Origin of the sequence: Bradyrhizobium manausense, assembly GCF_018130615.1 — a bacterium.
Taxonomy (GTDB): Bacteria; Pseudomonadota; Alphaproteobacteria; order Rhizobiales; family Xanthobacteraceae; genus Bradyrhizobium; species Bradyrhizobium manausense_A.
The window spans coordinates 148,106-173,500 of record NZ_JAFCKB010000012.1; the positions used below are offsets into that span (position 1 = coordinate 148,106).

The window sequence follows — 25,395 nt, forward strand, 5'->3', positions numbered from 1 at the left end:
GGGCGGCGTGGAGGGACGGATCGTGCGGGCGGGCTCGCAAGCTATGTCGCGCGCTGGCGCGGCAATTGAGGTGCGCGGCCTGCACGTCGCCTATGGCGGCACGAAGGTGCTTCAAGATGTCGATCTGGATTTCGCGCCGGGGACCTTCACGGCGTTGCTCGGCTCTTCGGGCTGCGGCAAGACCACGCTTCTGCGCGCTCTTTCCGGTTTTGTGCCGATCGAGTCCGGCTCGATCGCCGTCGGTGGCAAGGATGTCGCCGGTCTGCCGCCCGAGAAGCGCGGCATGGCAATGGTCTTCCAGTCATACGCGCTTTGGCCGCACATGACGGTGCTGCAGAATATCGGCTACGGCCTGAAGCTGCGCGGAGTCTCGAAGAGCGATATCGCCGCAAGAGTGTCCTCACTGCTGGAGATGCTCGGGCTCGCGGGTTACGAGGACCGCAAGGTCACCGCCATGTCGGGCGGGCAGCGCCAGCGTGTGGCGCTGGGACGCGCGCTTGCGATCGATCCCGGCATCCTGCTGCTCGACGAGCCGCTCTCCAATCTCGACGCCAAGATCCGCATGACGATGCGCCACGAGATCCGCGCCATCCAGCAGCGGCTCGGCGTCACCACGATCCATGTCACGCATGACCGCGAGGAAGCGATGACGATGGCCGACAGGCTCGTCATCATGAATGCGGGCCATATCGCGCAGATCGGCACGCCGGAGGAGGTCTACGACCGGCCGAACAGCGCCTTCGTCGCCAATTTCATGGGCGCCGAGAACGTGCTGCCGCTGCACGTCGCGCCCGGCGAGGGCTCTGCTGCGATCACGGCCGGCGAAGCGCGCGGTGTGCTCGCCGGTCAAGCCGGCCTTGAGCTGCCAGCAGGCGAAGCACTCGCTTATTTCCGCGACGATGTCGCGAGCCTCGATGCGCCCGACGCAGCAGCGGGCGAGGATCTCGTGGTGCCGGGCCGCATCGCGGCGCGCAGCTATCCGGGCGGGCTTTACCGTTACCGCGTCGAGGCGGCCGGCCGGCAGATCACCGTCGACCACGCCACTCGCCATGAACCCGGCGCGGCCGTCGGCCTGCGTATTCCGCTGTCGCGTCTTCATATCTTCCCGGCCGCACAGGCCTCCACCCCTGCCTGACCCAGTCCAACGATCCGACACGGAGCCAGTCTCATGCGCCTTTTCACGATAGCCACCTCGCTCGCCGCGCTGATCGCGGCCTCGCCGCTCGCTGCGCAAACGCTCAACGTCGCCTCCGCCGGTGATCAGAACATGGTCGACTACGTGAAGGACTACCTAGGCCCGATGTTCGAGAAGGCTCATCCGGGCGTGAAGGTCGTCTCGGTCGGAACCGGTCCGGGCGACGCCGGCTCGCAGAAGATTTACGAGAAGCTCGATGCCCAGAAGGGCTCGGCCACGACCGATTTCGACGTGGTGGTGATCCACCAGAAGGCCGCCGGCCAGATGGTCAAGGAGGGACTGCTCAGCAAGTATACGGCCGATGTCGACACCGCCAAGCTCGCCACCGGCGACGCAGCCAGGAACGCGCTCGGCACCGACGTGAGCGGCTACGTCATCCCGATGTTCCAGTCGCAGACCGCGCTCGCCTACAACGCCGACATGGTCAAGACGCCGCCGGCGACCTTTGCCGAGCTCGCCGATTGGGCCAAAAAGAATCCGAAGCAGTTCGGTTACAACGGCATCAAAGGCGGCATGTCGGGGGTCGCCTTCGTCGCCGGCTGGGTCTATGCTTTCGGCGGCGATGCCGACAAGCTGATGAAGGGCCCTTATGACGCCGCCACCAAGGCCAATTGGGACAAGGCCTTCGCGGAGCTGAAGGCGTTCAACGCCAACGCCACGATCACTCCCGGTAATGCTGGCACCCTCGACATGCTGAACCGCGGCGAGATCGCCATCGGACCGGTCTGGGTCGACATGTTCTACTCCTGGCAGGCCGACGGCAAATTGCCCCCGAACATGAAGCTGAAACTCGTCTCGCCCGGCATGCCCGGACAGCCGATGTATTATTCGATCCCGGAGAAATCGGCGCAGAAGAAGCTGGCCGAAGCCTTCATTGCGCTCGCAACGTCGCCGCAGGTCCAGGCCGACGGCATCGTCAAGAAGTTCAACTGGTATCCGGGCATCGACGCCAAGAACCTCGAGGGCAAGCTCGATAAGGCCGCATGGGACAAGCTCTTTACCGACGTGACGCCTGCTGAGCTCGCCAGCAACGGCAAGCCGTTCCCGATCGCGCCTTACTTCAACGACATCCTCGAGGGCTACGAAAAGAAGGTTGCGAACTGAATTTCATTTCGAAAGGCCGTCATTCTTCCGGGGGGCGCGCCCGGGAATGATGGCCTTTCGCCTTAAGCGCCGCTGTCGGCAGGTTTGATGTCCATCTCCCAACGTCAGCTCGCTCTGCTCCTCATCGCACCCGGCCTTGCGCTGGTGGCGGCGCTGTTTCTCTATCCGCTAAGCTTCTCGCTGATTTCGGCTTTTACCGGGCCACAGGGCGGCGTCTCGCTGGACGCCTTCCGAAAGGCCTGGGAGCTCTATTCCCGCGATATGCTCTTTACGGTCGTGATCGTGCTCGCCTCCTGCCTGTTCACGGGGCTTGCCGCCATCATCATCGCCGGCACGCTGACACTTGGTGAAAACCGCTGGATCGTCGGGACGCTAAAGGCGCTCTACCGCTGGCCGCTGTTCATCCCGTTCATCGTCGCAGCACAATGCATGCGAACCTTCCTCGCCAAGAACGGGCTGATGAACAATTCCTTCGTGGCCATGGGGCTCATGGAGCCGCTTCAGGCGGTGAGCTTCCTCGACTGGCGCGGCATCGTCGCCACGTTCGTCTGGAAGCAGACGCCCTTCGTCGCCCTGCTGCTCGCTGGCGCGCTCGCCGCTCTCGATCGTGCGACGCTCGAAGCGGGCCGCAATCTTGGTGCCTCTCGCTTGCGCGTGCTCGTCGAACTCGCGCTGCCGCAGGTGATGCCGCAGCTCCTCGTGGCACTGGTGCTCTCCTTTGTGACGATGCTCTCAGTGCTGTCGGTGCCGATGATGGTGGCGGGATCGCAGCCCACCATGCTGACCGTCGACATGGCCTTCCGCATCAACTCCTATGGCGACTACGCCACGGCGAATGCGCTTGGCGTCGTCACCTATTTGCTCTCGGCGGGGGCTGCGATCATCTATCTCAAGCGCGGCATGGCGAAGGAGGGCGCAACATGATGCGTCTGGCATCCTCGCTGCGCACGGCGCTCGCCGCGTTCCTGCTCGCAGCTTTCGCCTTCGTGCTGATCGGCCCGCTCGCCAACCTCGCGCTCTGGTCCGTGGCCGAGCGCTGGTACACGCCCTACAAGCTGCCGGTGACCTACGGCACGCGCTATTGGGAGCAGGTGTTCCGCCCGACTGGCGATGCCATGGCCTCACTCGGTACATCGGTCTGGATCGCGGTGCTGACGGTCGTCGTTGCGCTCGCGCTCTCGATCCCGGCCGGCTACGCGCTGGCGCGGCTCAAGCTGCCGGCGCGCGCCTTTTTCATGGTTCTGTTCCTGTTGCCGCAGGCCTTTCCGTCGGTCGCGATCTACATCAACGTCGCTCGCGTCTTCTATCAGCTCGGCATCAACGGCACGGTCTTCGCCGTGGTTCTCGTCCACGCCGCGCATGGGCTGGTTTACTCGGTCTGGATCGCGGCCGCCGCCTTCAGCGCGGTCGACAAGGATTTGGAGCTTGCCGCGCGCAACATCGGTGCCTCGCCGCTCAGGACCTTCTTCTCGGTGACGCTGCCGCTGGCCGCGCCCGGTATCATCGCCAGCGGCATCTTCGTATTTCTGGAATCGCTCGACGAGTTCACCGGCACCTTCTTCGTCGGCGTGCCGCAGGTGACGACCCTGCCGCTGCTGCTCTACAACGCCGCTATGGGCGGCAACTATCAGGTCGCCTCGATCACCGCACTGATCCTGCTCGTGCCCTCGGTGCTGTTCATGCTCTTCATCGAGCGCTTCCTGCGCGCCGACGTATTGGCCAAAGTTGGGGCTTAGGTGTCGGAAAATACCAGCAAAATTAATGGCTTGCATCGCAAATTGCCGGCGCAGCCATGATGGGCGAGCGCGCACAAACAGCCGATGTGTTGCGTATCAAAAAAGTATCAGTTGCACATTGAAATCGTGGTGGCGTGCCCAAATAGCGGTCGTTACTCTCCCTGCGAGAGGAAACGCTGAGCAAAAATTCAGCTGATAAGGGAACAGGGGCGGATCATTGCAAACCGCACCGGCCTGAAGGGAGCGGATATGGAACCGGACCTGGAAGTTGTCCAGATACGGCGCGGCGAGTCGTTCAAGGCGTGGTCGCACGGCTATCCCTTCCACACGGTGCGTTGGCATTTCCATCCCGAGTACGAGCTCCATCAGGTTGTTGCTACCAGCGGGCGTTATTTCGTCGGCGACTTCATCGGCGAATTCGAGCCGGGTAATCTCGTGCTCACCGGCCCCAATCTGCCGCACAATTGGGTGAGCGATCTGCCGGCGGGGTGCACCATCCCGCTGCGGGGACGCATCCTTCAGTTCAGCGAAGAATTCATCGGCGACCTGATGAAGGTCATGCCCGAGCTTTTGGGTCTTGCCTCGTTGCTGGAATTCTCCCGGCGCGGCGCGCTGTTCACCCGCAGCACGAGCGACGCGCTCGCCCCACTGATGGAGGAGATCGTGACGGCGAACGGCGTGCGCCGGATCGAGCTGTTCGTGATGAGCTTGGGGATACTCTGTCGCGCCCGAAACGCGCGTCCGCTGTCCAGCCCGAACTATCTGCCTGATCCGTCAGGTTACATGTCTGCGGGCATGAACAAAGCACTCGCCTTCATTCGAAAGAATCTGACGCAACCTTTCGGTGAAGCGGAGCTCGCAGCGATCTCCGGTCAGTCGCAAAGCGCATTTTCGCGCTCGTTCCGCCGGCATACCGGCATGTCTCTGGTACAATACGTCAAGCGACTGCGTATCAATCTCGCCTGCCAGATCCTGATGAGCGATGAGCAGGCTTCCATCACCGACATCTGCTTCGAGGTCGGCTTCAACAATCTCTCCAATTTCAACCGGCAGTTTCTGGCCGAGAAAGGCATGCCGCCTTCGCGCTTCAGACGATTGTTGGCGCACAACATCGACGCGGCGCGCGCGGCCTAGCCGGAGAGGAGCAAAGGAGGAGCACCATTACGCAAGAATGACGCGGATACGCCGATGGCGGTCCGCGACAGGAATCGTCTGTCCAAGATTCCGCGCGGCTTCGGAGCATCGGCGCTCATCGCGCCGTCGGCGATGGAAGCAGCGAGGGCCTGATTTCAAAAGATCAACGACGACACTCTAACACCCAGTCCCGGAAAGGAAATCCGAAATGAGAATGTTCTCTCCGAAATATACGGGTACAATTGCCTTGGCCCTGTCGCTACTCGGCACAACGGCCATGTCATCGCGAGCCGCCGAAGTGAAGAACGCGACCGTGGCCTTCCTTATGCCGGACCAGGCCTCGACACGCTATGAGCAACACGACTATCCGGGCTTTGCGGCAGAGATGAAGAAGCTCTGCGACAGTTGCAAGGTGATCTACCAGAACGCCAGCGCGGATGCCGCGCGGCAGCAACAGCAATTCAACTCGGTGATTTCGCAGGGCGCCAAGGTGATCGTGCTCGACCCGGTCGACTCGACCGCCGCGGCCTCCCTGGTCAAGATGGCGCAGTCGCAGGGCATCAAGGTCATTGCCTATGATCGGCCGGTTCCCGACGCCAAGGTCGATTTCTATGTCTCCTTCGACAACGAAGCCATCGGCAAGGCCATTTCTGAATCGCTCATCAAGCATCTGAAGGCCGCCAAGGTCACGGCAAAGGAGGGGGAGGGCGTTCTTGAAATCAATGGATCGCCGACCGATGCCGCTGCCGGGCTCATCAAGAAGGGCATCCACGCAGGTCTCGATCAGAGCGGCTATCCAATTCTTGCCGAATACGACACGCCGGACTGGGCGCCGCCGAAGGCGCAGCAATGGGCGAGCGGCCAGGTCACCCGCTTCGGCAAGAAGATCCTCGGCGTCGTGGCCGCCAATGACGGCACGGGCGGCGGCGCAATCGCCGCCTTCAAGGCCGCAGGCGTCGATCCGGTACCGCCTGTGACCGGCAACGATGCGACGATTGCCGCGCTTCAGCTCGTCATCGCCGGCGATCAGTACAACACGATCTCCAAACCGAGCGAGATCGTGGCCGCTGCGGCGGCTCAGGCGGCGGTGAAATTCCTCTCCGGCGAGACGCCCAAGGCTGAGACCACGCTCTTCAATGCGCCATCGAAGCTGTTCGTGCCGGCGGTCGTCACCCAGGAGAACTTGAAGGCGGAGATCATCGACAAGAAGATCCAGACGGCCGATCAGCTCTGCACGGGCCGCTATGCTGCCGGCTGCAAAAAGCTTGGCATAAACTAGTATCTGCGTCTGTCCCGGCCGCCTCCGGCGGCCGGGATGACCACGAGAGCACGGACTTGGAAATGACCATGATTTCGGACGTCGATCACCCGCAGGGCGGGGTGCGCAAGCCGGTTCTGAGCCTTCGCGGAATTTCCAAGCATTTCGGCGCTGTGTCCGCCCTCACCAATGTCGATCTGGACGTGCATGCCGGCGAGGTGGTGGCACTTGTGGGCGATAACGGTGCGGGAAAATCCACGCTCGTGAAGATCCTCGCCGGCGTGCATCAGCCCACCTCCGGAACGATCGCCTTTGATGGTGAGCAGGTCGTGCTATCCGATCCGGCCGCGGCGCTCGCTCTCGGTATTGCCACTGTATTCCAGGACCTTGCGCTCTGCGAGAATCTTGACGTGGTCGCAAATATCTTCCTCGGCCGTGAGCTCAATCCCATGCGGCTCGACGAGGTCTCCATGGAGCTCCGCGCCTGGACGTTGCTCAACGAACTGTCGGCACGGATCCCGAGCGTGCGTGAGCCCGTTGCGTCGCTCTCCGGCGGACAGCGCCAGACCGTGGCGATCGCGCGTTCACTGCTCACCGAGCCGAAGCTCATTCTGCTCGATGAGCCGACCGCCGCACTTGGCGTCGCCCAGACCGCCGAGGTGCTCGACCTCGTCGAGCGCGTTCGCGCCCGCGGCCTCGGCGTCATCATGATCAGCCACAACATGGAGGACGTCCGCGCGGTCGCCGACCGGATCGTGGTGCTGCGCCTTGGCCGCAACAACGGTGAATTCGAACCCGATGCCTCCAACCAGGATCTCGTTACGGCGATTACCGGTGCAGACGAAAATTCGGTCTCCCGCCGCGCCAGCCGGCGCCGCGCCCATCAATCACCGGAGCAGCGGCGATGACGGGTGACACGCAACGGGTTTTGACGGCGCGGCCGCTCGATCGCAGTGACGAGCGCGTCAAGCATACGGACACATTTGGGAACATGTTCAGCGCTTTTGTCGACCGCGTGCGGTCGGGCGACCTCGGTTCGCTGCCGGTGGTCGTCGGACTCGTCGTCATCTGTACGGCATTCGAGAGTCTCAACCCTGTCTTTCTGGCGCCGAACAACCTGGTCAATTTGCTGTTCGATTGCTCGACGGTGGGAGTCATCTCGCTTGGCATCGTCTGTATCCTGATGGTCGGCGAGATCGACCTCTCGGTCGGTTCGGTGAGCGGGTTTGCTTCGGCGCTCGTCGGCGTGCTGTGGGTCGGTCAGGATTGGCCGGTGGTCGTCGCGATCGCGACGGCGTTGGTCCTGGGCGCTGCCATTGGCGCGCTCTACGCCTTTCTGTTCAATCGTCTGGGGATGCCGAGCTTCGTCTCGACGCTGGCCGGTCTGCTCGGGTGGCTCGGCCTGCAGCTGTATCTGCTCGGTTCTTCGGGCTCGATCAATCTTCCCTACGGATCACCGCTGGTCGATTTCGGGCAGATGCTCGTCATGCCGCCCATCGTGTCCTATATGCTGGCGGCAGTTGCGAGCTTGGTCATGTTCGTGACCGGCTACCGCACGGCGGCGCGCCGGCGGCAGGCAGGGCTATCGGCCAGTTCGCTTGGCCGTATGGTGCTGCAGGCGCTGCTGGTTACCATCGTGCTCGAGTTCATCGTGTATTATCTCAATCTCGGGCGCGGCGTTCCGTGGATGTTCGGTCTGTTCGTCGGCCTGTGCGTGGTCATGAACTACGCGTTGACGCGAACCAAATGGGGCCGCTCGATGTCCGCGGTCGGCGGTAATCGCGAAGCGGCCCGTCGGGCCGGCATCAACGTTCGCCGGGTCTATGCGACCGCGTTCATGCTGTGCTCCACGTTGGCCGCAGCTGGCGGCATTCTTGCCGCAGCGCGACTTGCATCTTCCAGCCAGCAGGCCGGGACCGGAGATGTGAACCTCAATGCCATCGCAGCCGCGGTCATCGGCGGAACGAGCCTTTTTGGAGGCCGCGGCAGCGCCTATTCCGCGCTCCTTGGCATCATCGTCATCCAATCCATCGCGAGCGGCCTCACGCTGCTCGATCTCTCCTCCTCGCTACGGTACATGATCACGGGCGCGGTACTTGCCATTGCGGTCATCGTCGACTCGCTGGCACGGCGCTCACGTCTGTCCCATGGCCGAGCTTGAATAACTCTCACAAGAAGGACAAGCCGTGGCCCAGGAACTTGCAGGAAAAGTCGCCGCGATCACCGGCGCCGCGTCGGGCATCGGTCTCGAATGCGCCAGAACGTTGATCGGGGCGGGTGCGCGGGTGGTGCTGATCGATCGGGCAGAGGAAGCGCTGAGCAGTGCGCGCGTCGAGCTGGGCGACCGGGCGATCCCGTTGCGTATCGATCTCACCGATCCCGTGAGTATGGAAGCCATGATGCCGCAGGTGCTGGAGAAGGCGGGCCAACTGGACATCTTTCATGCGAATGCAGGCGCCTATGTCGGCGGCGAGGTGCTCGGCGGCGACCCCGATGCCTGGGACCGCATGCTCAACCTGAACGTCAATGCGCTCTTCAGGTCGATCCATGCGGTTTTGCCGCACATGGTGGAGCGCAGGAGCGGCGACATCATTGTCACCAGTTCGATAGCCGGCCTTGTCCCTGTCGTCTGGGAGCCGATCTATACTGCGTCCAAGCACGCCGTGCAGGCGTTCGTGCATACCGTGCGCCGACAGGTCGCCAAATACGGATTGCGTGTCGGTGCCGTTGCGCCAGGCCCTGTCGTGACCGCACTCATCAAAGACTGGCCCAAGGAGAAGATCGAGGAGGAGATGGCGGCCGGCGGCCTGATGCAGCCGGTGGAAGTCGCGCAGGCGGTGCTGTTCATGTTGACGCGTCCGAGAAATGTCACCATCCGCGACCTCGTCATTCTGCCGCAAAGCAACGATCTGTAGCATCTTCAGATCGGCGACCTGGATGGCTTCATGACCAAAGAATCCGCTGACCGCTATTTTCTCGGCATCGATGTCGGCACGGGCAGCGCACGAGCCGGAATCTTCGATGGCTCCGGCAGACTGATTGCGAGTGACAAAGCTCCTGTCGCACTTTGGCAGGAGGCCGGCGACATCGTCGAGCAGTCGAGCGAGGACATCTGGCGTGCCGTGTGCCGCAGCGTGCGTAGCACGGTTGGACAGGCCGACATCGCGCCGGACAGCATTGCCGGCATCGGCTTTGACGCGACCTGCTCGCTGGTGGTGTTGGGCGAAGGGGGCGAGCCGCTACCCGTCGGTCCGTCCGGCGACCCCGCTCGCAACGTCATCGTCTGGATGGATCACCGTGCGGCCGATCAGGCCCGCCGCATCAACCAGACGGGCGAGAAAGTTCTCGAATATGTCGGCGGAAGCATCTCTCCCGAGATGGAGACGCCAAAACTGCTGTGGCTCGCCGAAAACATGCCCGGCACATTTTCCCGTGCGTGGCAGTTCATGGACTTGACGGACTTCCTGACCTGGCGTGCGACTGGGAGCTTGTCCCGCTCCATTTGTACCGTGACGTGCAAGTGGACCTATCTGGGCCACGAAGCCCGATGGGATGACAATTTTTTCCGGTCGGCCGGCCTCGGTGTACTGGCGGACGAGCAATTCCGCAGGATCGGCACCGAGATCGTACCGGGCGGAACAAGGCTGGCGGCGGGCCTGACTGTGGACGCTGCTGCCGATCTCGGTCTTCTGGCGGGGACGCCCGTCGCTGCAGGCCTCATCGATGCACACGCCGGCGGTGTTGGTACGGTGGGCGCACGCGGCGCGGCCGGCACGGTGCTTACGCGGATGGCCTATGTCTTCGGAACGTCGGCCTGCACCATGTCGACCACGACGCAACCGTCCTTCGTTCCCGGTGTTTGGGGACCTTATTTCTCCGCCATGGTGCCTGGGCTTTGGCTCAATGAAGGTGGGCAGTCGGCTGCCGGCGCTGCGATCGAGCGCCTTTTGCAGATGCATCCGTATTCGGCGCAGGCGACGCGTGCTGCAAGTGAGGCACAGCAGACGCTTGCCGATTGGCTCGCCGCTGAAGTCGAAGCACGCGGCGGTGCCGGGATGATTCCGGACTTGGTCGGCGAACTCCATGTCATCCCGGAATTTCTCGGCAATCGCGCGCCGTTCGCGGATCCTGACGCGCGTGCACTGATTGCCGGACTTGATATGCGCTCGGATCTGGAGAGCCTGCTGGCGCTTTATCTCGCCGGCCTGTGCGGCCTCGGCTACGGGGCTCGGCAGATCGTTCGGGTCCAGCAGGAGAAGGGTATCGCAGTTGATACGATCGTGGTCAGCGGCGGCGCCGCAAAGAGTCGCCTCGTGCGACAGGTGCTCGCCGATACGACGCGTTTGACGGTCGCTGCATCGGCATCTCCGGAGGCCGTTCTTCTCGGCTCCGCGATGCTCGGATCAGTCGCTTCGGGGGACCATGCAAATCTCGGCGAGGCGATGCTGGCGATGTCGGTCTTGGGAGAAGTCCATGAGCCCCAGGCGGCTTTGGCGGACTGGGCCGATCGGCGCTTTGAAGCCTTTGAGGCCCTGCAGAAGGTCGGCCGGACAATTAGAAGCGCTTCTTAAACCTCTACCTCGCGGGGCGGCTTCGAGGCGCTTCATTGACATGTTCAGCCGATCAACCGGACTGCCGCCGCAGGATCGGCGGCAGCAGGCTGGCGCGCCACGACGACAGGCGAACGCGTCTCGTTACTGTAGCGGGCAGACGGGCGGACGGCGAATGGTGGCTCCATAGGCAGCCGCATAGTCGTCAGCGTCGCACGCCTTGGGGCAAGGATGGTATCGGTCTCTGCACCGGTCGGCCGGAGGCCGGCGAGATGCGGCGCGCGCAGCGTTTCCATTGCATCGACGATCGCTGCGGGCGTACCGGCCGGAGATGAGCGCAGAATATTTGGGCGCAGGCGTCGGCCATGCAAAACGCCGAAACGCAGGGACCCGCCATAAGAATTCGCTATGGCGGCAGACCGCAGTCGTGCTTCCCCCGCCCGCAGCCGCAAATCTATTTTTTACCGTCGGCCGCAGCAATAATTCCAAGAGCAAGATCGCAAAAGCGGCGGAGTGGTCAGGCGCATAGATTTGCAGCAGCAACGGAGTGGGGACATGACGATCGAGTTGAGCCGACGGGGATTTTGCATCGGAACCGCTCTGATTGGGCTTCAGACGATCTCCTCCGGTGCCTTCGCACGGAGCGAGGACGGTACCGTCAAGCTCGGCCTGGTCGCCCCGATGAGTGGTCCGAATGCCCGCTACGGCGCCTTCTCGCTGCGCGGCGCCGAAATGGCCGCGAAAGAGATCAACACAGCCGGAGGCGTCGGTGGCCGCAAGATCAGCGTCATGCCCGCGGATAGCCAGGGGACGCCGGTCGAGGGCGTTTCGGCGACGCGACGCCTGATCGACCAGAGCCAGGTCGACTACATCATCGGCGACGTCTCGAGCTCGGTCACGCTCGCGATGCAGCCGGTGGCCGAGGACGCCGGCGTGCTCCTGCTCAATGCCGCCTCGTCGAACCCGATGATCACCTACAAGGCCGGCGTCGGCGGCTTTAAATGGACCTACCGCAACTATCCGACCGACGAGAACCGTGCGCTGATCGTGCTGCAATATGCGGCCGAGAAGAAGGGCTTCACCAAATACGCCGTTCTCTCCGTCGACACCGATTATGGGCGCGCGGCCATCGAGTTCACCAAGAAATATCTTCCGCGTTTCAAGAGCCAGATCCTGACGGAAGACTATTACAAGGAGGGCGAGGTAGATTTCCGCAGCGTGCTCTCCAAGATCCGCGATTCCGGCGCTCAGGCCATCATCATGTACGGCAACGCCGATTCGACGCCGATCGTCGGTCGCCAGATGATCGAGGTTGGGATCGCTGGCAAAATTCCGCTGATCGGTAATGCCGAATTCAATACGGCGAGCTCGATCAAGGCGGCGCCGAAGGCGCTCGAAGGGGCCATCGAGGCGGCCGCCTGGCTTCCGGCATATGATTCTCCGAAGAGCAAGGCCTTCGTGGAGAAGTTCATTGCCGAGTACGGCGAGGCGCCGAACAATCACGCCTATGTGCATTGGGAGACGGTGCATCTGCTGGCCAAGGCGATCGAGCAGGCCCAGAGCATCGACCGCGAGAAGGTTCGCGCCGCGCTCTCCGCCATCCACTACGAAAGCGCAGTTGGCGAGGTGACGTTCGACGATCACAATCAAGCTCGATTGCCGATGATCCTGCTCGAGATCGAGCACGGCAAGCCCGCGATCAAGGGAGCCTATTCGGCCGAGATCGACTATCCGAAGTAAGGCAGCGCAACGGGACTGACATGTTGTACACGGTCATCGAACAGGTCGTTAACGGCATCGTATCCGGATCGGTTTATGCGATCGTTGCCGTCGGCATGACGATGATCTTCGGCGTGCTGCGCGCTATTAACTTCGCCCACGGCGAATATTACATGCTCGGGACCTTCGGGGCTTGGTTCGCGATCGACTATTTCGACCTGCCCTATCCGGTAGCGATCGTGATCGGTGTGGTGGCGACGGCGCTGATCGCCGTCGTGGTCGGCAACTTCGTGATGCAACGCATCGTGGGGGCGCCAGCTGAGGCCGGAGTGCTCGCGACGCTCGGCGTCGCGCTGATCCTGCAGAACACCGTTATCCTGGTGTTCGGCGGAAGCTACAAGTTCTTCTCCGGCGGCTACATCGAGCCGGTGACGCTGTTCGGCTTCACGCTGGCCGAGCAGCGCATCCTGATCATCATCGTCGGCCTCATCGTGTTCGTCGGCCTCGAGCTGATGGTCACCTACAGCCGGATCGGCAAGGCGATGCGCGCGGTCTCGCAGAATATCGAGTGCTGTGCGGTCGTCGGCATCGACGTTCGCCATATCGCGCTATGGACCTTCATTCTCGGCGCCGGCCTTGCGGGGCTGTCGGGCGTGCTGACCGCGCCCGTCAACGTCAGCGTCTACGGCGGCATGGGCGAGCTCATCACGTTCAAGACGCTGCCGATCATCATCATGGGCGGGCTCGGTAACGTGCGCGGAACTTTCGTCGCGGCGATGATCCTCGGCATCGCCGAGAGCCTGGTCGCGACCTATGTCGGGCTGCAGTTCCGCGACACCGTCGGCTTTGCGACCCTGATGCTGGTGCTGATGTGGCGTCCGCACGGGCTGTTCTCCGCGCAAGCACGCTTCTGATCGCTGGGATGTGACATTGACCGAGATCGTCCGAGACCAGACCATGACACCGGCCGAGAGCCCAGTCGCAAAGACGGGGGCGGATCTGCGCATCCCGTTCGGCCTTGCACTTGCGGGGCTGGCATGCATGGCGCCGCTGTTCCTCGGCAACTACCCGCTGCATGCGATCATCATCGCGTTGATCTTCCTGCTCCCGGCCCATGGTCTCAACCTGCTGCTTGGATACACCGGTCTGCTGTCGCTGGCGCAGGCCGCGTTCTTCGGTATCGGCGCCTATGCCTCGGCGCTGCTGGCGGTGCATTTCGGCACGCCGTTCTATCTGAATTTCCTCGCCGCCGGGCTCGTCGCCGGTGCGATCGCGCTTCCGCTCGGCATTCCTGCGCTGCGGCTGCGCTCGACGTCGTTCGTGATGTGCACGCTCGGTTTCGTGATCATCGGACAAGCGATCGCGAAGAACTGGATTGGTCTGACGCGCGGCGACATGGGCCTGGCGGCCATTCCCAAGCCTTACTTCGCGCTAGGACCGGCCTCGTTCACGGTGTCCGGGACCGTCGGGTTCTACTATCTGGTGCTCGCCATTGCAGCCCTCGCGACCCTGGCGGTCTATCTGATCGTTCGCTCGCCGGCCGGCCGCAACATGATCGCCATTCGCGAAAACGAGACGCTGGCGGAATCCGTAGGGATTCCCACCTGGCACTACAAGCTCATCGTGTTCATGATCAGCGCCGTCTTTGCCGGCCTCGGTGGGAGCCTCTATGCGCATTACCTCACCGTGGTCAGCCCGCTGACCTTTCAGATGTACTATTCGACGACGATGCTGATCATCGTGCTTGGCGGCGGAGCGGGGACGATCTCGGGCGTCATCTTCGGCAGCCTGCTGTTCGTCGGCCTTACCGAAGCCCTGCGCGTCGCGCCGGAGCTGCGCATGATCGCATACGGCTTCTTCCTGCTCGGGCTGGTGTTCTGGTTCCCGAACGGGTTCGCGCCGCTGATCGGCCGCTTCTGGTCATTCCTCGAGAGGCGCAAATGAGCGGGCTGCCGATCCTCGACATCTCCGGGCTTTGCAAGTCCTACGGCGCCGTGCGCGCGGTCGATGGTGTCGACCTGCATGTCGATCGCGGCGAAATCTGCGGGCTGATCGGGCCCAATGGATCCGGAAAGTCTACCTTCTTCGATTGCGTGACCGGGCTTGCGAGGCCCAGCGCAGGAGCGGTGAAGCTCGATGGCCAGGACATCACGGGCTGGTCGCTGAGCGATATCGCGCGGCAGGGGCGCATGCTCCGCTCCTTCCAGAAGACGGTCGTGTTCTCGGCGCTCGATATCGAGGAGAACCTCGTCATCGCCGGCCAGATGTTCACCTTTCCCGGGATCTGGTCGACCTTCGGGATCGGGGCCGCCGCGCGCAATCGTGTCGCGGCCTTGCGGGAGCGGGCGCGCGAGCTGATCAAGATCGCTGGTCTGTGGGACGTGCGCTTCCAGGCCGCGGGAAAACTGTCCGGCGGACAGCAGAAGCTGATTCAGTTCGCCTCGATGCTGATGCCGGAGCCAAAACTCATCCTGCTCGACGAGCCCATGGCCGGGATCAATCCGAAACTGATCGAGCGTGTGGTGGAGAGTATTCGTCTTGCCAATGCCTCGTTCGGCGTCAGCTTCCTGATCATCGAGCACAACATCGACGTGGTCACGAGCCTGTGCAGGCGCGTGGTCGTGCTCGACCAGGGCCGCAAGCTCGCTGAAGGAACGCCGGGCGAGATCGTTCAGAACCAGGCGGTGCGGGAGGCCTATCTCGGTGGCTGAATCTTCGCTCCTGATCAAGGGACTGCGCGCGGGTTATGGCTCGCTCGACATCCTCAACGGCGTCGATCTCGACGTGCCGCAGGGGCAGTTCGTCGCGTTGATGGGCCCGAATGGGGCCGGCAAATCGACGCTGCTTAAGACGCTCTACGGCATGACCACCGTCAAGGGTGGCAGCATCAATTGGCGGGGCAAGGACATCTCGGCCTTCAAATCGCGGGCGATCCTGGCTGAGGGAATCTCCTGGGTGCCGCAGGGCCGCTGCAACTTTCCAGTGATGACAGTCGACGAAAACCTGCAGATGGCCGCCTACACGCTGCGCGACAGCAAGGTGAAGGCCGAGCGCGACTATGTCTACGACCTCTTTCCCATCCTGAAGACGCGTCGCAACACGCTCGCCGGCAACATGTCCGGCGGCGAGCAGCAATTGCTCGAGGTCGCGATGGCCGTGCTGCAGCGGCCAAAAATCCTGTTGGTCGACGAACCCTCGGTCGGTCTGTCGCCGACTGCGATCGGCATCGTGTTCGACGAACTGCTGCGCATCAACGCGGCTGGCCAGACCATCTTGTTGGTCGAGCAGAACACCAAGAAGGCGATGCAGGTTGCGCAGCGCGCGGTCATTCTGCGGCTCGGCAAGGTGATCTGGGACGGTCGCCCCGCTGACATCACCCACGATGAGCTCGGCGAACTCTTCCTCACCGGCCGCATGCGCGGTGAGACCGACGTCGAGCATTAAGACGACTTGCAACTCAAAGGACGACCACAGTGACGATCTTCGTGCCGGCCGCGCGCGTCTCGCGCATCAAGATTTCTCCGACAACCGCGGCGTCCGCACGAGTGCGCGAGCTGAAGGCCGCTGGCCGCGACATCGTCGACATGGCGATCGGCGAGCCCGATTTCGACACGCCTGACGACGTCAAGGCAGCGGCACATGCGGCGATCGACCGCGGCGAGACCAAATATACCGCCGTCAACGGCACCGTGGCGCTGCGCAAGGCGATCATCGCCGACTACAACCGCCGCCTTGGTTTGGAATATGCCGACAACGAGATTTGCGTCGGCGGCGGCGCCAAGCAGATCCTGTTTCTTGCGCTGATGGCCAGTGTGGAGGAGGGGGCTGAAGTCATCATTCCCGCGCCCTATTGGGTCTCCTATCCCGACATGGTCATTGCCAATGATGGCAAGCCGGTCATTGTCCGATGCTCCGAGAATCAGGGCTTCAAGCTGACGGCGGAGGCGCTGGAGGCCGCGATCACGTCGAAGACGCGCTGGCTGATCCTCAATGCGCCGTCGAACCCGACCGGCGCGGCCTATTCCCGTAGTGATCTCGAGGCGCTCGGCGCGGTGCTGCAGCGCCATCCTGATGTCCTCGTGCTCTCCGACGACATTTACGACCAGATCTGGTACCGCGACGAGCCTGCGACCACGCTCGCGGCGGCGGTGCCTGCCTTGAAGGATCGCATCCTGCTCACTAACGGCGTGTCCAAGACCTATGCCATGACCGGATGGCGCATCGGCTATGCCGCAGGTCCCGCGCCGCTGGTCGCGGCGATCAACAAGCTGCAGTCGCAAATGTCGTCATGCCCGTCGTCGATCAGCCAGGCGGCTGCGGCCCATGCGCTGACCAGCGACCAGTCATTCGTTCACGACAGTGTCAAGCTCTACAAGGAGCGTCGCGATTATGCCTGTGCCCGGCTGAACGCGATTCTCGGCCTGTCGTGCCTGGTGCCGGATGGTGCCTTCTATCTCTATCCCGGCTGTGCCGGCGTCATCGGCAAGACCACGCCGGATGGCAAGGTCATCGAAAACGATCTTGATTTCGTGCTCTATCTTCTGGATGGCGTCGGCCTCGCCGCGGTGCAGGGCGCTGCCTACGGGCTCTCGCCGTATTTCCGGCTGTCGATCGCGACTTCGATGGAGGCGATCAAGGAGGCCTGCGACCGCATCGAGCAAGCCTGCCGGGTGCTTCGCTGAGCGCTGTTCGGGGACGGACGAGAAAGGCTGACGGCTTGAGAGGAATATCATTGAAATCAATGGGCTAGATAAAGGATATTGCTGGTCAGGATCACATTCTCAGAGCTGGTATTCGGCCCCTATGAGCGTCGATTTCAGGAAGCTGAAAAGCTTTGTCAAAGTCGTCGATGCCGGCAGCGTTTCGCGGGCCGCTGGCCTGCTGCGAACGGCGCAGCCGGCACTCTCGCAGCAGATTGCCGCGCTCGAGAGTCACTTCAAACACAAGCTTCTCCTGCGCAGCAATCACGGTATCGTTCCGACCGAAGCGGGCCTCATTCTCTATCGTCATGCGCAACTGCTGCTGAAGCAGATCGAGCAGGCGCAGATCGATATCGACCAGTCGACCAAGGCGCTTGCAGGTCGCGTGTCGATCGGGCTTGCGACCTATTCGGCGTCGAGCACGCTATCGCTGCCGATCCTGAAAGAGATGTCCGCGCTGCATCCGCAGATCATCGTCCACATCAACGATAGTTTCGGTCATGTGCTGAGCGAGCTCATCATGACCGGCAAGATGGATATGGCGATGATCTACGGCTCCGGTCCGATCAAGGGCGTCAAACTGCAGCCATTGTTTCGGGAGGAGTTGTATCTGGTCTCGCGCGCGGAGTTGGCGGCAAAGAAGCAAAGCGACGAAGCGCTCCCGCTCTCGGCGCTTGCCGAGGTCAAGCTGTTGCTGCCGAGCCAGGGCCATTTCCTGCGCCGCCTGATCGACGAATCCCTGGCGCGGGCGCGGGTGACACCGAATGTCGTGTCGGAGATCGAGTCGGTCTCTGCGCTCGGGGCGGCCGTGACGGAGGGGCTCGGCTCGACCATTTTACCGGCGTCCGTGGCGGCGAGTGCGTCGAGCTTTGACGGCGTCGAGGTTCGCCGGCTCGTTCGCCCGGCCATCGAAGCAACCGTTTCGCTGTGCGTATCGGACCACCTCCCGCTCTCGGAGCCTGCGCTTGCGACCCGATCGGTGCTTCTCACTGTCGTGGAGAAGCTCATGCGCAGCCATCCGCAGGGCATCCGCGCGGTCTGAGCAACAACGTGCCCGGCGCCTGTTGTGCGCCGGATCAGGCCATAAACAAAACCTATGGCGGCAGACCGGAGTTATGGTGGTCGGTCGCAACCGTATTTCCTACCCTCGAAGACGATCGCTCCGAGGAAACAGATGGCCAAGCTCGCATTCGATACCGGGGGAACCTTTACCGATTTCGCACTGCTCGACGACAAGGGCGAACTTCATCTTCACAAAGTGCTGAGCACACCTGCCAATCCAGCCGAAGCAGTGGTTCGCGGTGTTTCCGAATTGCTCGCGCAATTTGGCGACGTCGTCGATCTCGACGATCTTCAGGTGCTCGGAGCAACCACCGTCGTCACCAATGCCGTGTTGGAGCGCAAGGGCGTCAAGACCGGATTCATCTCGACCGCCGGTTTTCAGGATATGCTGCGCATCCGTAACGAAGGGCGTTACGACCTCTACGACCTGAACTTGAAATATCCCGACCCGCTGGTGACGCGCGCGCACAGCTTTGGCGCCGTCGAGCGCATGTCGGCCGACGGCGAGGTCATTACGGCGCTCGAGGAGGAGACGGTCCACGAAATTGCCGAGCGGTTGCGCGAGGAAGGCATCAAGTCCGTCGCCGTCTGCCTGCTGCATGCCTACAAATATCCGGATCATGAGCAGCGCATCGCCGCGCTGCTGCGGGAAGAGGATCCCGATATCTTCGTGTCGCTGTCATCGGAGGTCTGTCCGGAGGTTCGCGAGTTCGACCGCGCCTCGACGACTGTGGTCAATGCCTATACGCGGCCGCAGATGTCCGGCCATGTCGCCCATCTCGAACGCGAATTCGCTGCCAAGGGTATCAATCGCCAGGTGCTCTGGATGACCTCGTCGGGCGGCCTGGTTCCGAGCAGCCGCGCTGCGGAGTTGCCGGTTCGTCTGATTGAATCGGGGCCGGCCGCCGGCGCCGTCGCCGCCGCCGAGTTCGGCCGCATCGCCGGCGAGGGCAGCGTACTGTCATTCGACATGGGCGGCACCACCGCAAAGCTTTGTCTGATCCCGAACGGCGAACCGACGGTCGGTACGGATCTTGAAGTCGCACACTATCATCGCTTCCGCAAAGGTTCTGGCTTTCCCTTAAAAATCCAGTCGATCCGCATGATCGAGATCGGGGCCGGCGGCGGCTCGATCGCCGCGAAGAATCCGCTGGGCTTGCTCGATGTCGGACCGCGTTCGGCGGGCGCGCAACCGGGACCGGCTGCGTATCAGCGGGGTGGCACCGAGCCGACCGTGACAGACGCCGACATTCTGCTCGGTTACATGGGGACGGAATCCTTTGTCGGTGGCTCGTTCAAGGTGTCGAAAGATGCCGCGCTTGCGGCCATGACAAAGCTCGCAAGCTCCCTCGATGTGAGCGTGCCGCGTTGCGCATTCGGTATCCACGACCTCGTCAATGAGTCCATGAGCAAGGCGGCCGCGGTGCACGCAACCGACCTCGGCGTCGATCCGCGCAGCCTGCCGATGGTCGCGTTCGGCGGGGCCGGCCCCGTGCATGCCTATGGGATCGCGCGCAAGCTCGGCATCAAGCGCATTATCTGCCCGACCGGGGCCGGCGTGACTTCGGCGATCGGCTTGTTGATCGCGCCAGTGGCGGTTGATCTGTCCGCGAGTTTTCCGATGCAGGTCGAAAATTGGGATTTCGACGCGATGAACCGTCTGCTCAGCGATCTCTCTGCGCAAGGCGCCGAAGTCGTCCGTGCCGCCGGCGTTGCGCCGGAGACGATCACCAACACCTACACGGTCGATATGCGCCACGTCGGTCAGGGCCACGAGATCACCGTGGCATTGCCCGATCGCCGCCTGCCGCGGGAGAAATTCTTTGAGCAACTGCTCGGAAATTTCTACAAGCTCTATCGCGAACTGTTTGGCCGCACGGTCGCAGGCTCGTCGGTCGAGGTGATCACCTGGCGCCTGCGTTCCAGCGGCCAGAAAGATGAAGTGACCCGTCCGCACACGCGTCACGCTGCGGAAGCTAGGAAGGGCACACGCTCAGTCTATTTCAGCGAGCACGGCGGCTTCGTCGAAACGCCAGTCTACGATCACTATAAACTGCCCGTTGGCGAGGCGATCCAGGGACCTGCCATCGTTGAGCAGCGGGAGTCGACAGCAGTCGTCGGACCGAGCGGCACCGCCCACGTCGACATCAATGGCAACCTCGTGATCAACATCGCCTAAGGACGTCGCTCTCATGTCCGTGAATGCTGCCGACTTCAACGATCCCATCAATTTGCAGGTGATGTGGAACCGGTTGATCTTCATCGCCGATCAGGCCGACATCGTGCTCGGCCGCACCGCGTTCTCGCCGATCGTGCGTGAGAACCATGATTATGTGACCGTGCTGCTCGACAGTCGCGGCCGTGCGCTGGCCCAATGCACCTGGTCGATTCCGGTGTTCATCACCTCGCTGCCGGTCGCTGCGCAGAAATACTTCCTGCCGAAGTTTCCGGCTGAAACGTTGCAAGAGGGCGACGTACTCGCAACCAACGACCCCGAGATCGGCACCGGCCATCTGCCCGACGTGACGATGATCACACCGATCTTCAAGAACGGCAAGGTCGTGGCCTATGCCGGTTCGATCGCGCATCTGCCCGACATCGGTGGCGCTCCCTTGCACTCTGAAGCCAGCGACATCTTCGAAGAGGGTATTCGTTTCCCGATCGTGAAGCTGCACAAGGCCGGCGTTCCCAACCAGGACGTGCTCGACATCATTGCCGCTTCCGTTCGCCTCCCGACCGAGGTGATGGGCGATCTCGAATCCATGGTTGCAGCCAACAACGTCATGGGCCGGGAACTAGTCAAATTCCTGGACGAGTATGGGCTAGATGGCGTCGATCAACTGGCCGACGCGATCCACACTCGCTCCGAGGCGCAGACTCGGCGTGCGATCCGGCAGTGGCCGAACGGCACCTACAGCGCCGAGGTGCTGCTCGACGGCTACGACACCGACGTGACGCTGAAGGCGGCCGTGATTGTCCGCGACGAGTCCATCCACGTCGACTACACCGGGACGTCAGAGCAAATTCTTCACTCGATCAACTGCCGGACGAACTATCGCTACGCTCATTCGGTCTATGCGCTGAAATGCCTGCTTGACCCGGATACGCCGAACAACGAGGGCTGCATCACCCCGATCACGGATGAGGCGCCGCTGGGCTCGATTCTCAATCCCGAGGAGTGGACGGCTGGCAATTCGCGTAACTTGATTGGGCACGTCATTCCCTCGTTGATCTTCAAGGCGTTGGAAGGCGTGGTGCCTGAAAAGGTGATGGGTGACAGCGGAGGCGCACCGATCTGGGCCGCCAATTGCGTGGGCCGCCGCGACGACGGTTCGCAATATGGCTCGGTCCAGAATTTTCACGGTGGGCAGGGCGCGCGCGCCGAGTTCGATGGCCTCGATACGCTGAGCTTTCCGTCGAATTGCAAGGTCACCGCGATCGAGATGTTCGAGATCGCCGTGCCTGCGCTCACCGAATGCAAGGAACTGATTCCGGACTCCGGCGGAGCCGGCAAGAGCCGCGGTGGTCTCGGCCAGCGCGTCGTGCTGCGCAACCTCGGTTGCAATCCGATGAATATCTACCTGGCGTCGGAGCGCGTGCGGCATCCCTGTTTTGGTGTTGTGAGCGGTAAGTCCGGTCGCGCCGGAAAAGTGTACAGAAACGGCGAGCCGCAATTTCCCAAGGGCAAGGTGGTGCTGAAGACCGGTGACCGCCTGGAAGTTGAGACGCCGGGCGGTGGAGGCTGGGGACGCACAGCCGATCGTGCGGCCGCTGCGATCGAAATCGATCTCGCCGAAGGCTTGATTACGCCCGAGGCCGCGAGGCAAATTTACGACTATCAGCGCTCAAGCGTGGCGGCGACCGCCGCCGAATAGGTGGAAAACCATGTCTCTGCTTGCTGGAAAGGTCGCACTCGTCACCGGCGCAGGTACGGGGATCGGGCGTGAGACCGCGATCCTGTTGGCGCAGGAGGGCGCAACGGTCGTTCTGACGGGCCGTCGGATCGATCCGCTACGCGAGGTTGTCGCTGCAATCGAGAAGGCAGGCGGCAGGGCCGTCGCCCATGTGCTGGATGTGTCGTCGCGCGAGGCGATTCTCGAGACGGTTGCCTGGGCCAAGCGCAATGTCGGCGCGATCGACATTCTTGTGAACAATGCCGGCAGCGCCAGCAAGGTGCTGAACGCCCGCTTCCTCAGCGAGGCGGAGTGGAATGCCACGGTGAACGTCAATCTCACCGCGGTGTTCAACCTGACCCAGGCCGTGCTGGAAGACATGATTGCCAAGAAGGAAGGGACGGTAATTACCGTATCGTCGCTGGCGGTCGTCAATCCCAATCTGCTTGGCGGCGCCGCTTACGGTGCGGCCAAGGCCGGCGTGAAGAACTTCATGACATTCCTGCACAACACCTATCGCAACCAGGGCATCCGTGCGACGGCCATCCTGCCGGGTGAGACTGATACCCCGATCATGAACAATCGTGCGAGGCCGCCGCTTGATGGCGAGCGCGCTGTGATGCTCAATCCGCATGATGTCGCGCGTGCCGTTCTGCTCTGCGCCAGCCTGCAGAAGGGGGCCATGATTCCCGAGCTGCACATCTGCCCGACTTTCATGCGTGACACCTCCGCCGACATTGAGACGGCCCGCTGGGTCGGCGCGCCAGAAGGCCTCGCCGACAAACCGAAGAGTTGAGAGGGAATTTTTCATGAACGGAGCCAAACTGCGCGAGCGTCTCGCAAAGGGCGATGCGATCACCATGCTCACGCCGCACCACGCCTCATCGGGGCTGGCGGTCCGTCTGGTCGAACTTGGCGCGGACGCGATCTTCGTCGACTGCGAGCATGGCAGTTGGAGCTTTGAAGACGTACGCGTGACCGCTCAAGCGATCCGCGGCGCGGGTGGTGCGGCGATCGTCCGTCCGCATTCCCACGAGCGACCGATCCTGATCCGTTATCTGAATGCCGGTGCCGATGGACTGATGGTCCCAATGGTCGATACGGCGGACGAGGCTCGCGCGATCGTCGATGCGGTCCGCTATGCTTGCCCGGCTGATCATGAGAAGCGGCTCGTCATCGCCATGATCGAGACACCAAGGGCGATCGACAACATCGACGAACTGCTTGCGGTCGAAGGCATCGATGTATTCTTCATCGGCCCCGGCGACCTCTCCCAGAACATGGGCTATCCACCGGCGCCGGCATTCGGGCAACCCCGGCCGCGAGCGGTCATGGAACGGGTCGAATTCGCAGTCAGGAAGATCCGCGCCGCGGGCAGGATCGCCGGGACGCTTGTGACGTCGGACGAGCTGCCGTTCTGGCTCGAGCGGGGCGTGAAATATTTCTACATCCATTCAGATCCGTTCTTGCGCATCGGTTTGGCGGGCATAAAAAAAGCGCTCGGGCGGTGATTTCAATTCGGCAGCGCACGCGGTGCGGCGAGACTGGATGACCCAAATGAGTCCCGCCGAGCATTTGACAGGTAGCTCGCGAGCAGAGGCAGGTACACGACGCGAGCGCTGAATTCCCGTTCGACGTCTGACTCACCGAGCAATCATCTCGACTGCCGCCGTCCACGCCTTCCGATAGGAGTCCAGGCCGGCAACCGAAATCGGATCGACGGGGGTTGGCTCCGCGACATGATAAGAAGGAGGCCATTCTGCGAGCATCGCGGCGCCGCGTGCCGTGCCCGCGGCGTCTTCCGCCGCAAAGACGCGCTGCGTCGGCCGCAATGCGCCGAGTGTCTGACAGAAGGGAAGGTTGCCGGCGAAGGTTCCTTCCACGATGAGATCACCGCTGGCCGCTCCCATGCGCGTTAGCATCAGATCGCTGACCAGAGCACAATAGAGCGTCGCAAGCGCAGTCCGATCGCGCGACGCGACTTCGCCGCGGATCACGCCTTTGGCCGTCGCATAAGGTCCGCCATGGCCGGTGAAGCAGGGTAGGGCCATCGCGCCTGAGGCGATGACGCGCTCGATGGCGCCAGGATCAGGACTTCCTCCGCCGCCCGCGACGACGGCGTATTCGCGGCCACCCATGAAGCGTCCGCAGGCGATGGGTCGACCCAGCGCGTCGACGTTGGCAAGCGTGTCGTCGCGCGGATCGAGTTGATCAAGCGAAAGGCCCACGGACATCAGGATCACCCAGGTGCCGGTCGACAGCACGGTGAACGGCGCCTGGCGCGTGACAAGGTAGGGCAGAAGCGAAGCATTGGAGTCGTGAATACCGCAAAAGACAGGCGTTTCAGGCGCTAGCCCGGTGGCGGCGGCGATGTCGGGTTTGATCGGACCGAGCGGATCGAAGGCGCGGCGCAGCGGTGGCAGCAAGTGGTCAACGCCGAGAGCTTTGGCGAGGCTGGAGACCCGTCCCTGTCGCGGAGTCCAGAGATCGGTATGGGCGCCGAGTGTAGTGACTTCAGAGACCGCGACGCCGCAGAGACGCCACGCCCAATATTGCGGATAGCCCACGAAATGCCTCGCTTTGGCGAACAGCTCCTGACAGTGCCACTTCTGATAGGCGAGCTGCCGGCCGAGGTTGAGACCGGCCGATAATGTCGGCGACAAGCTCTCTGAAAAGGGCGGCCGCAGCCTCGCGTAGTCGGGCTCGATCACGTCTACGCCGTCAAATTCGTAGTCCATGACCGGAGCCGCGAGTTCGCTCTCGCCAATCAATGCGCCGGCGGCGCCATGAGCGGTCGGCACGATCGCGCTGATCTGTTGCGCGCGTGCGGCCTCACGAAGCGCATCGAGGAAGAAGTTCCACGCGCTCTCAACATCTTCGTGCGGATAGGGCGGCCCTGGCCGAATGCGATTGGGCGCGGACCTTTCCCAGAGAAGCCGGCCGTTGTCGAACAAGGCAACCTTCACGTTGGTCTTGCCGATGTCGAGGACTGCGACCGTTTGGCTCATCGTCACGCTCAAGGCAGATGGAACATCTCGGCACGC

The 25,395-nt window shown here is 62.6% G+C and carries 23 protein-coding genes; 21 read left to right on the plus strand and 2 right to left on the minus strand.

Going from position 1 to position 25,395, the window contains the following annotated elements:
• The first annotated feature begins 43 nt into the window (after positions 1-43).
• The 10 genes from JQ587_RS22635 (at position 44) to JQ587_RS22680 (ending at position 10,998) form a co-directional block, all read left to right on the plus strand.
• Positions 44-1,135 (plus strand): ABC transporter ATP-binding protein, encoded by a 1,092-nt coding sequence (locus JQ587_RS22635; protein WP_212426755.1) that lies wholly within the window; start codon positions 44-46, stop codon positions 1,133-1,135.
• A 33-nt stretch (positions 1,136-1,168) separates the two neighbouring features.
• Positions 1,169-2,299: an ABC transporter substrate-binding protein gene (locus tag JQ587_RS22640; RefSeq protein WP_212300637.1), complete on the plus strand. Its 1,131-nt coding sequence runs from the start codon at positions 1,169-1,171 to the stop codon at positions 2,297-2,299.
• Between the two features lie 87 nt (positions 2,300-2,386).
• A complete protein-coding gene (locus tag JQ587_RS22645; protein ID WP_212300638.1) occupies positions 2,387-3,223 on the plus strand; it encodes an ABC transporter permease in 837 nt (278 codons plus the stop codon).
• Complete coding sequence (locus JQ587_RS22650) at positions 3,223-4,035, plus strand: ABC transporter permease (RefSeq protein ID WP_212426794.1); 813 nt, start codon at positions 3,223-3,225, stop codon at positions 4,033-4,035. Before JQ587_RS22645 ends, JQ587_RS22650 begins: the two co-directional genes overlap by 1 nt.
• A 249-nt stretch (positions 4,036-4,284) precedes the next feature.
• Positions 4,285-5,169 carry an AraC family transcriptional regulator gene (locus JQ587_RS22655; protein WP_212426756.1) on the plus strand — a complete coding sequence of 295 codons (885 nt, stop codon included), beginning with the start codon at positions 4,285-4,287 and terminating at the stop codon, positions 5,167-5,169.
• Between the two features lie 208 nt (positions 5,170-5,377).
• On the plus strand, positions 5,378-6,448 hold the full coding sequence (locus JQ587_RS22660; protein WP_212300640.1) for an ABC transporter substrate-binding protein: 1,071 nt from the start codon (positions 5,378-5,380) through the stop codon (positions 6,446-6,448).
• 62 nt (positions 6,449-6,510) lie between these two features.
• Entirely contained in the window at positions 6,511-7,335 is an 825-nt protein-coding gene (locus JQ587_RS22665) for an ATP-binding cassette domain-containing protein (protein ID WP_212300641.1), read from the plus strand.
• Entirely contained in the window at positions 7,332-8,588 is a 1,257-nt protein-coding gene (locus JQ587_RS22670) for a sugar ABC transporter permease (protein WP_212300642.1), read from the plus strand. The genes JQ587_RS22665 and JQ587_RS22670 overlap by 4 nt, the downstream gene beginning before the upstream one ends.
• A 25-nt stretch (positions 8,589-8,613) precedes the next feature.
• A complete protein-coding gene (locus JQ587_RS22675) occupies positions 8,614-9,342 on the plus strand; it encodes an SDR family oxidoreductase (RefSeq protein ID WP_212300643.1) in 729 nt (242 codons plus the stop codon).
• A 30-nt stretch (positions 9,343-9,372) separates the two neighbouring features.
• Complete coding sequence (locus JQ587_RS22680) at positions 9,373-10,998, plus strand: FGGY-family carbohydrate kinase (RefSeq protein WP_212426757.1); 1,626 nt, start codon at positions 9,373-9,375, stop codon at positions 10,996-10,998.
• A gap of 44 nt (positions 10,999-11,042) precedes the next feature.
• On the opposite strand, the gene JQ587_RS22685 is transcribed toward JQ587_RS22680, so the two are convergent.
• Positions 11,043-11,273 (minus strand): hypothetical protein, encoded by a 231-nt coding sequence (locus JQ587_RS22685; RefSeq protein WP_212300645.1) that lies wholly within the window; start codon positions 11,271-11,273, stop codon positions 11,043-11,045.
• Between the two features lie 259 nt (positions 11,274-11,532).
• On the opposite strand from JQ587_RS22685, the gene JQ587_RS22690 reads away from it, so the two are divergent.
• From JQ587_RS22690 to JQ587_RS22740, 11 genes are all read left to right on the plus strand, one after another.
• Complete coding sequence (locus JQ587_RS22690) at positions 11,533-12,717, plus strand: ABC transporter substrate-binding protein (protein WP_212426758.1); 1,185 nt, start codon at positions 11,533-11,535, stop codon at positions 12,715-12,717.
• 20 nt (positions 12,718-12,737) lie between these two features.
• Positions 12,738-13,610, plus strand: a complete 873-nt coding sequence (locus JQ587_RS22695) for a branched-chain amino acid ABC transporter permease (protein WP_212426759.1) — start codon at positions 12,738-12,740, stop codon at positions 13,608-13,610.
• A gap of 43 nt (positions 13,611-13,653) precedes the next feature.
• Positions 13,654-14,640, plus strand: coding sequence for a branched-chain amino acid ABC transporter permease (locus tag JQ587_RS22700; RefSeq protein WP_212426795.1), 987 nt, complete (start codon positions 13,654-13,656; stop codon positions 14,638-14,640).
• Positions 14,637-15,407 (plus strand): ABC transporter ATP-binding protein, encoded by a 771-nt coding sequence (locus tag JQ587_RS22705; RefSeq protein ID WP_212426760.1) that lies wholly within the window; start codon positions 14,637-14,639, stop codon positions 15,405-15,407. The genes JQ587_RS22700 and JQ587_RS22705 overlap by 4 nt, the downstream gene beginning before the upstream one ends.
• Positions 15,400-16,140: a branched-chain amino acid ABC transporter ATP-binding protein gene (locus JQ587_RS22710; RefSeq protein ID WP_212426761.1), complete on the plus strand. Its 741-nt coding sequence runs from the start codon at positions 15,400-15,402 to the stop codon at positions 16,138-16,140. Before JQ587_RS22705 ends, JQ587_RS22710 begins: the two co-directional genes overlap by 8 nt.
• A gap of 29 nt (positions 16,141-16,169) precedes the next feature.
• Positions 16,170-17,378 carry an aspartate transaminase gene (locus tag JQ587_RS22715; RefSeq protein ID WP_212426762.1) on the plus strand — a complete coding sequence of 403 codons (1,209 nt, stop codon included), beginning with the start codon at positions 16,170-16,172 and terminating at the stop codon, positions 17,376-17,378.
• Positions 17,379-17,499: 121 nt separating this feature from the next.
• Complete coding sequence (gene nac, locus JQ587_RS22720) at positions 17,500-18,438, plus strand: nitrogen assimilation transcriptional regulator NAC (protein WP_212300651.1); 939 nt, start codon at positions 17,500-17,502, stop codon at positions 18,436-18,438.
• A gap of 132 nt (positions 18,439-18,570) precedes the next feature.
• The gene (locus JQ587_RS22725; protein ID WP_212426763.1) at positions 18,571-20,637 is read left to right on the plus strand and encodes a hydantoinase/oxoprolinase family protein; all 2,067 of its coding nucleotides are present in this window, start codon (positions 18,571-18,573) and stop codon (positions 20,635-20,637) included.
• 13 nt (positions 20,638-20,650) lie between these two features.
• Positions 20,651-22,333 (plus strand): hydantoinase B/oxoprolinase family protein, encoded by a 1,683-nt coding sequence (locus JQ587_RS22730; protein WP_212300653.1) that lies wholly within the window; start codon positions 20,651-20,653, stop codon positions 22,331-22,333.
• A 10-nt stretch (positions 22,334-22,343) separates the two neighbouring features.
• Entirely contained in the window at positions 22,344-23,147 is an 804-nt protein-coding gene (locus JQ587_RS22735; RefSeq protein WP_212426764.1) for an SDR family NAD(P)-dependent oxidoreductase, read from the plus strand.
• Between the two features lie 13 nt (positions 23,148-23,160).
• Positions 23,161-23,862 (plus strand): HpcH/HpaI aldolase family protein, encoded by a 702-nt coding sequence (locus JQ587_RS22740; protein ID WP_212300655.1) that lies wholly within the window; start codon positions 23,161-23,163, stop codon positions 23,860-23,862.
• 132 nt (positions 23,863-23,994) lie between these two features.
• Here JQ587_RS22740 and JQ587_RS22745 read toward each other — a convergent pair whose 3' ends face one another.
• Complete coding sequence (locus JQ587_RS22745; protein WP_212426765.1) at positions 23,995-25,359, minus strand: FGGY-family carbohydrate kinase; 1,365 nt, start codon at positions 25,357-25,359, stop codon at positions 23,995-23,997.
• Positions 25,360-25,395 lie beyond the last annotated feature (36 nt).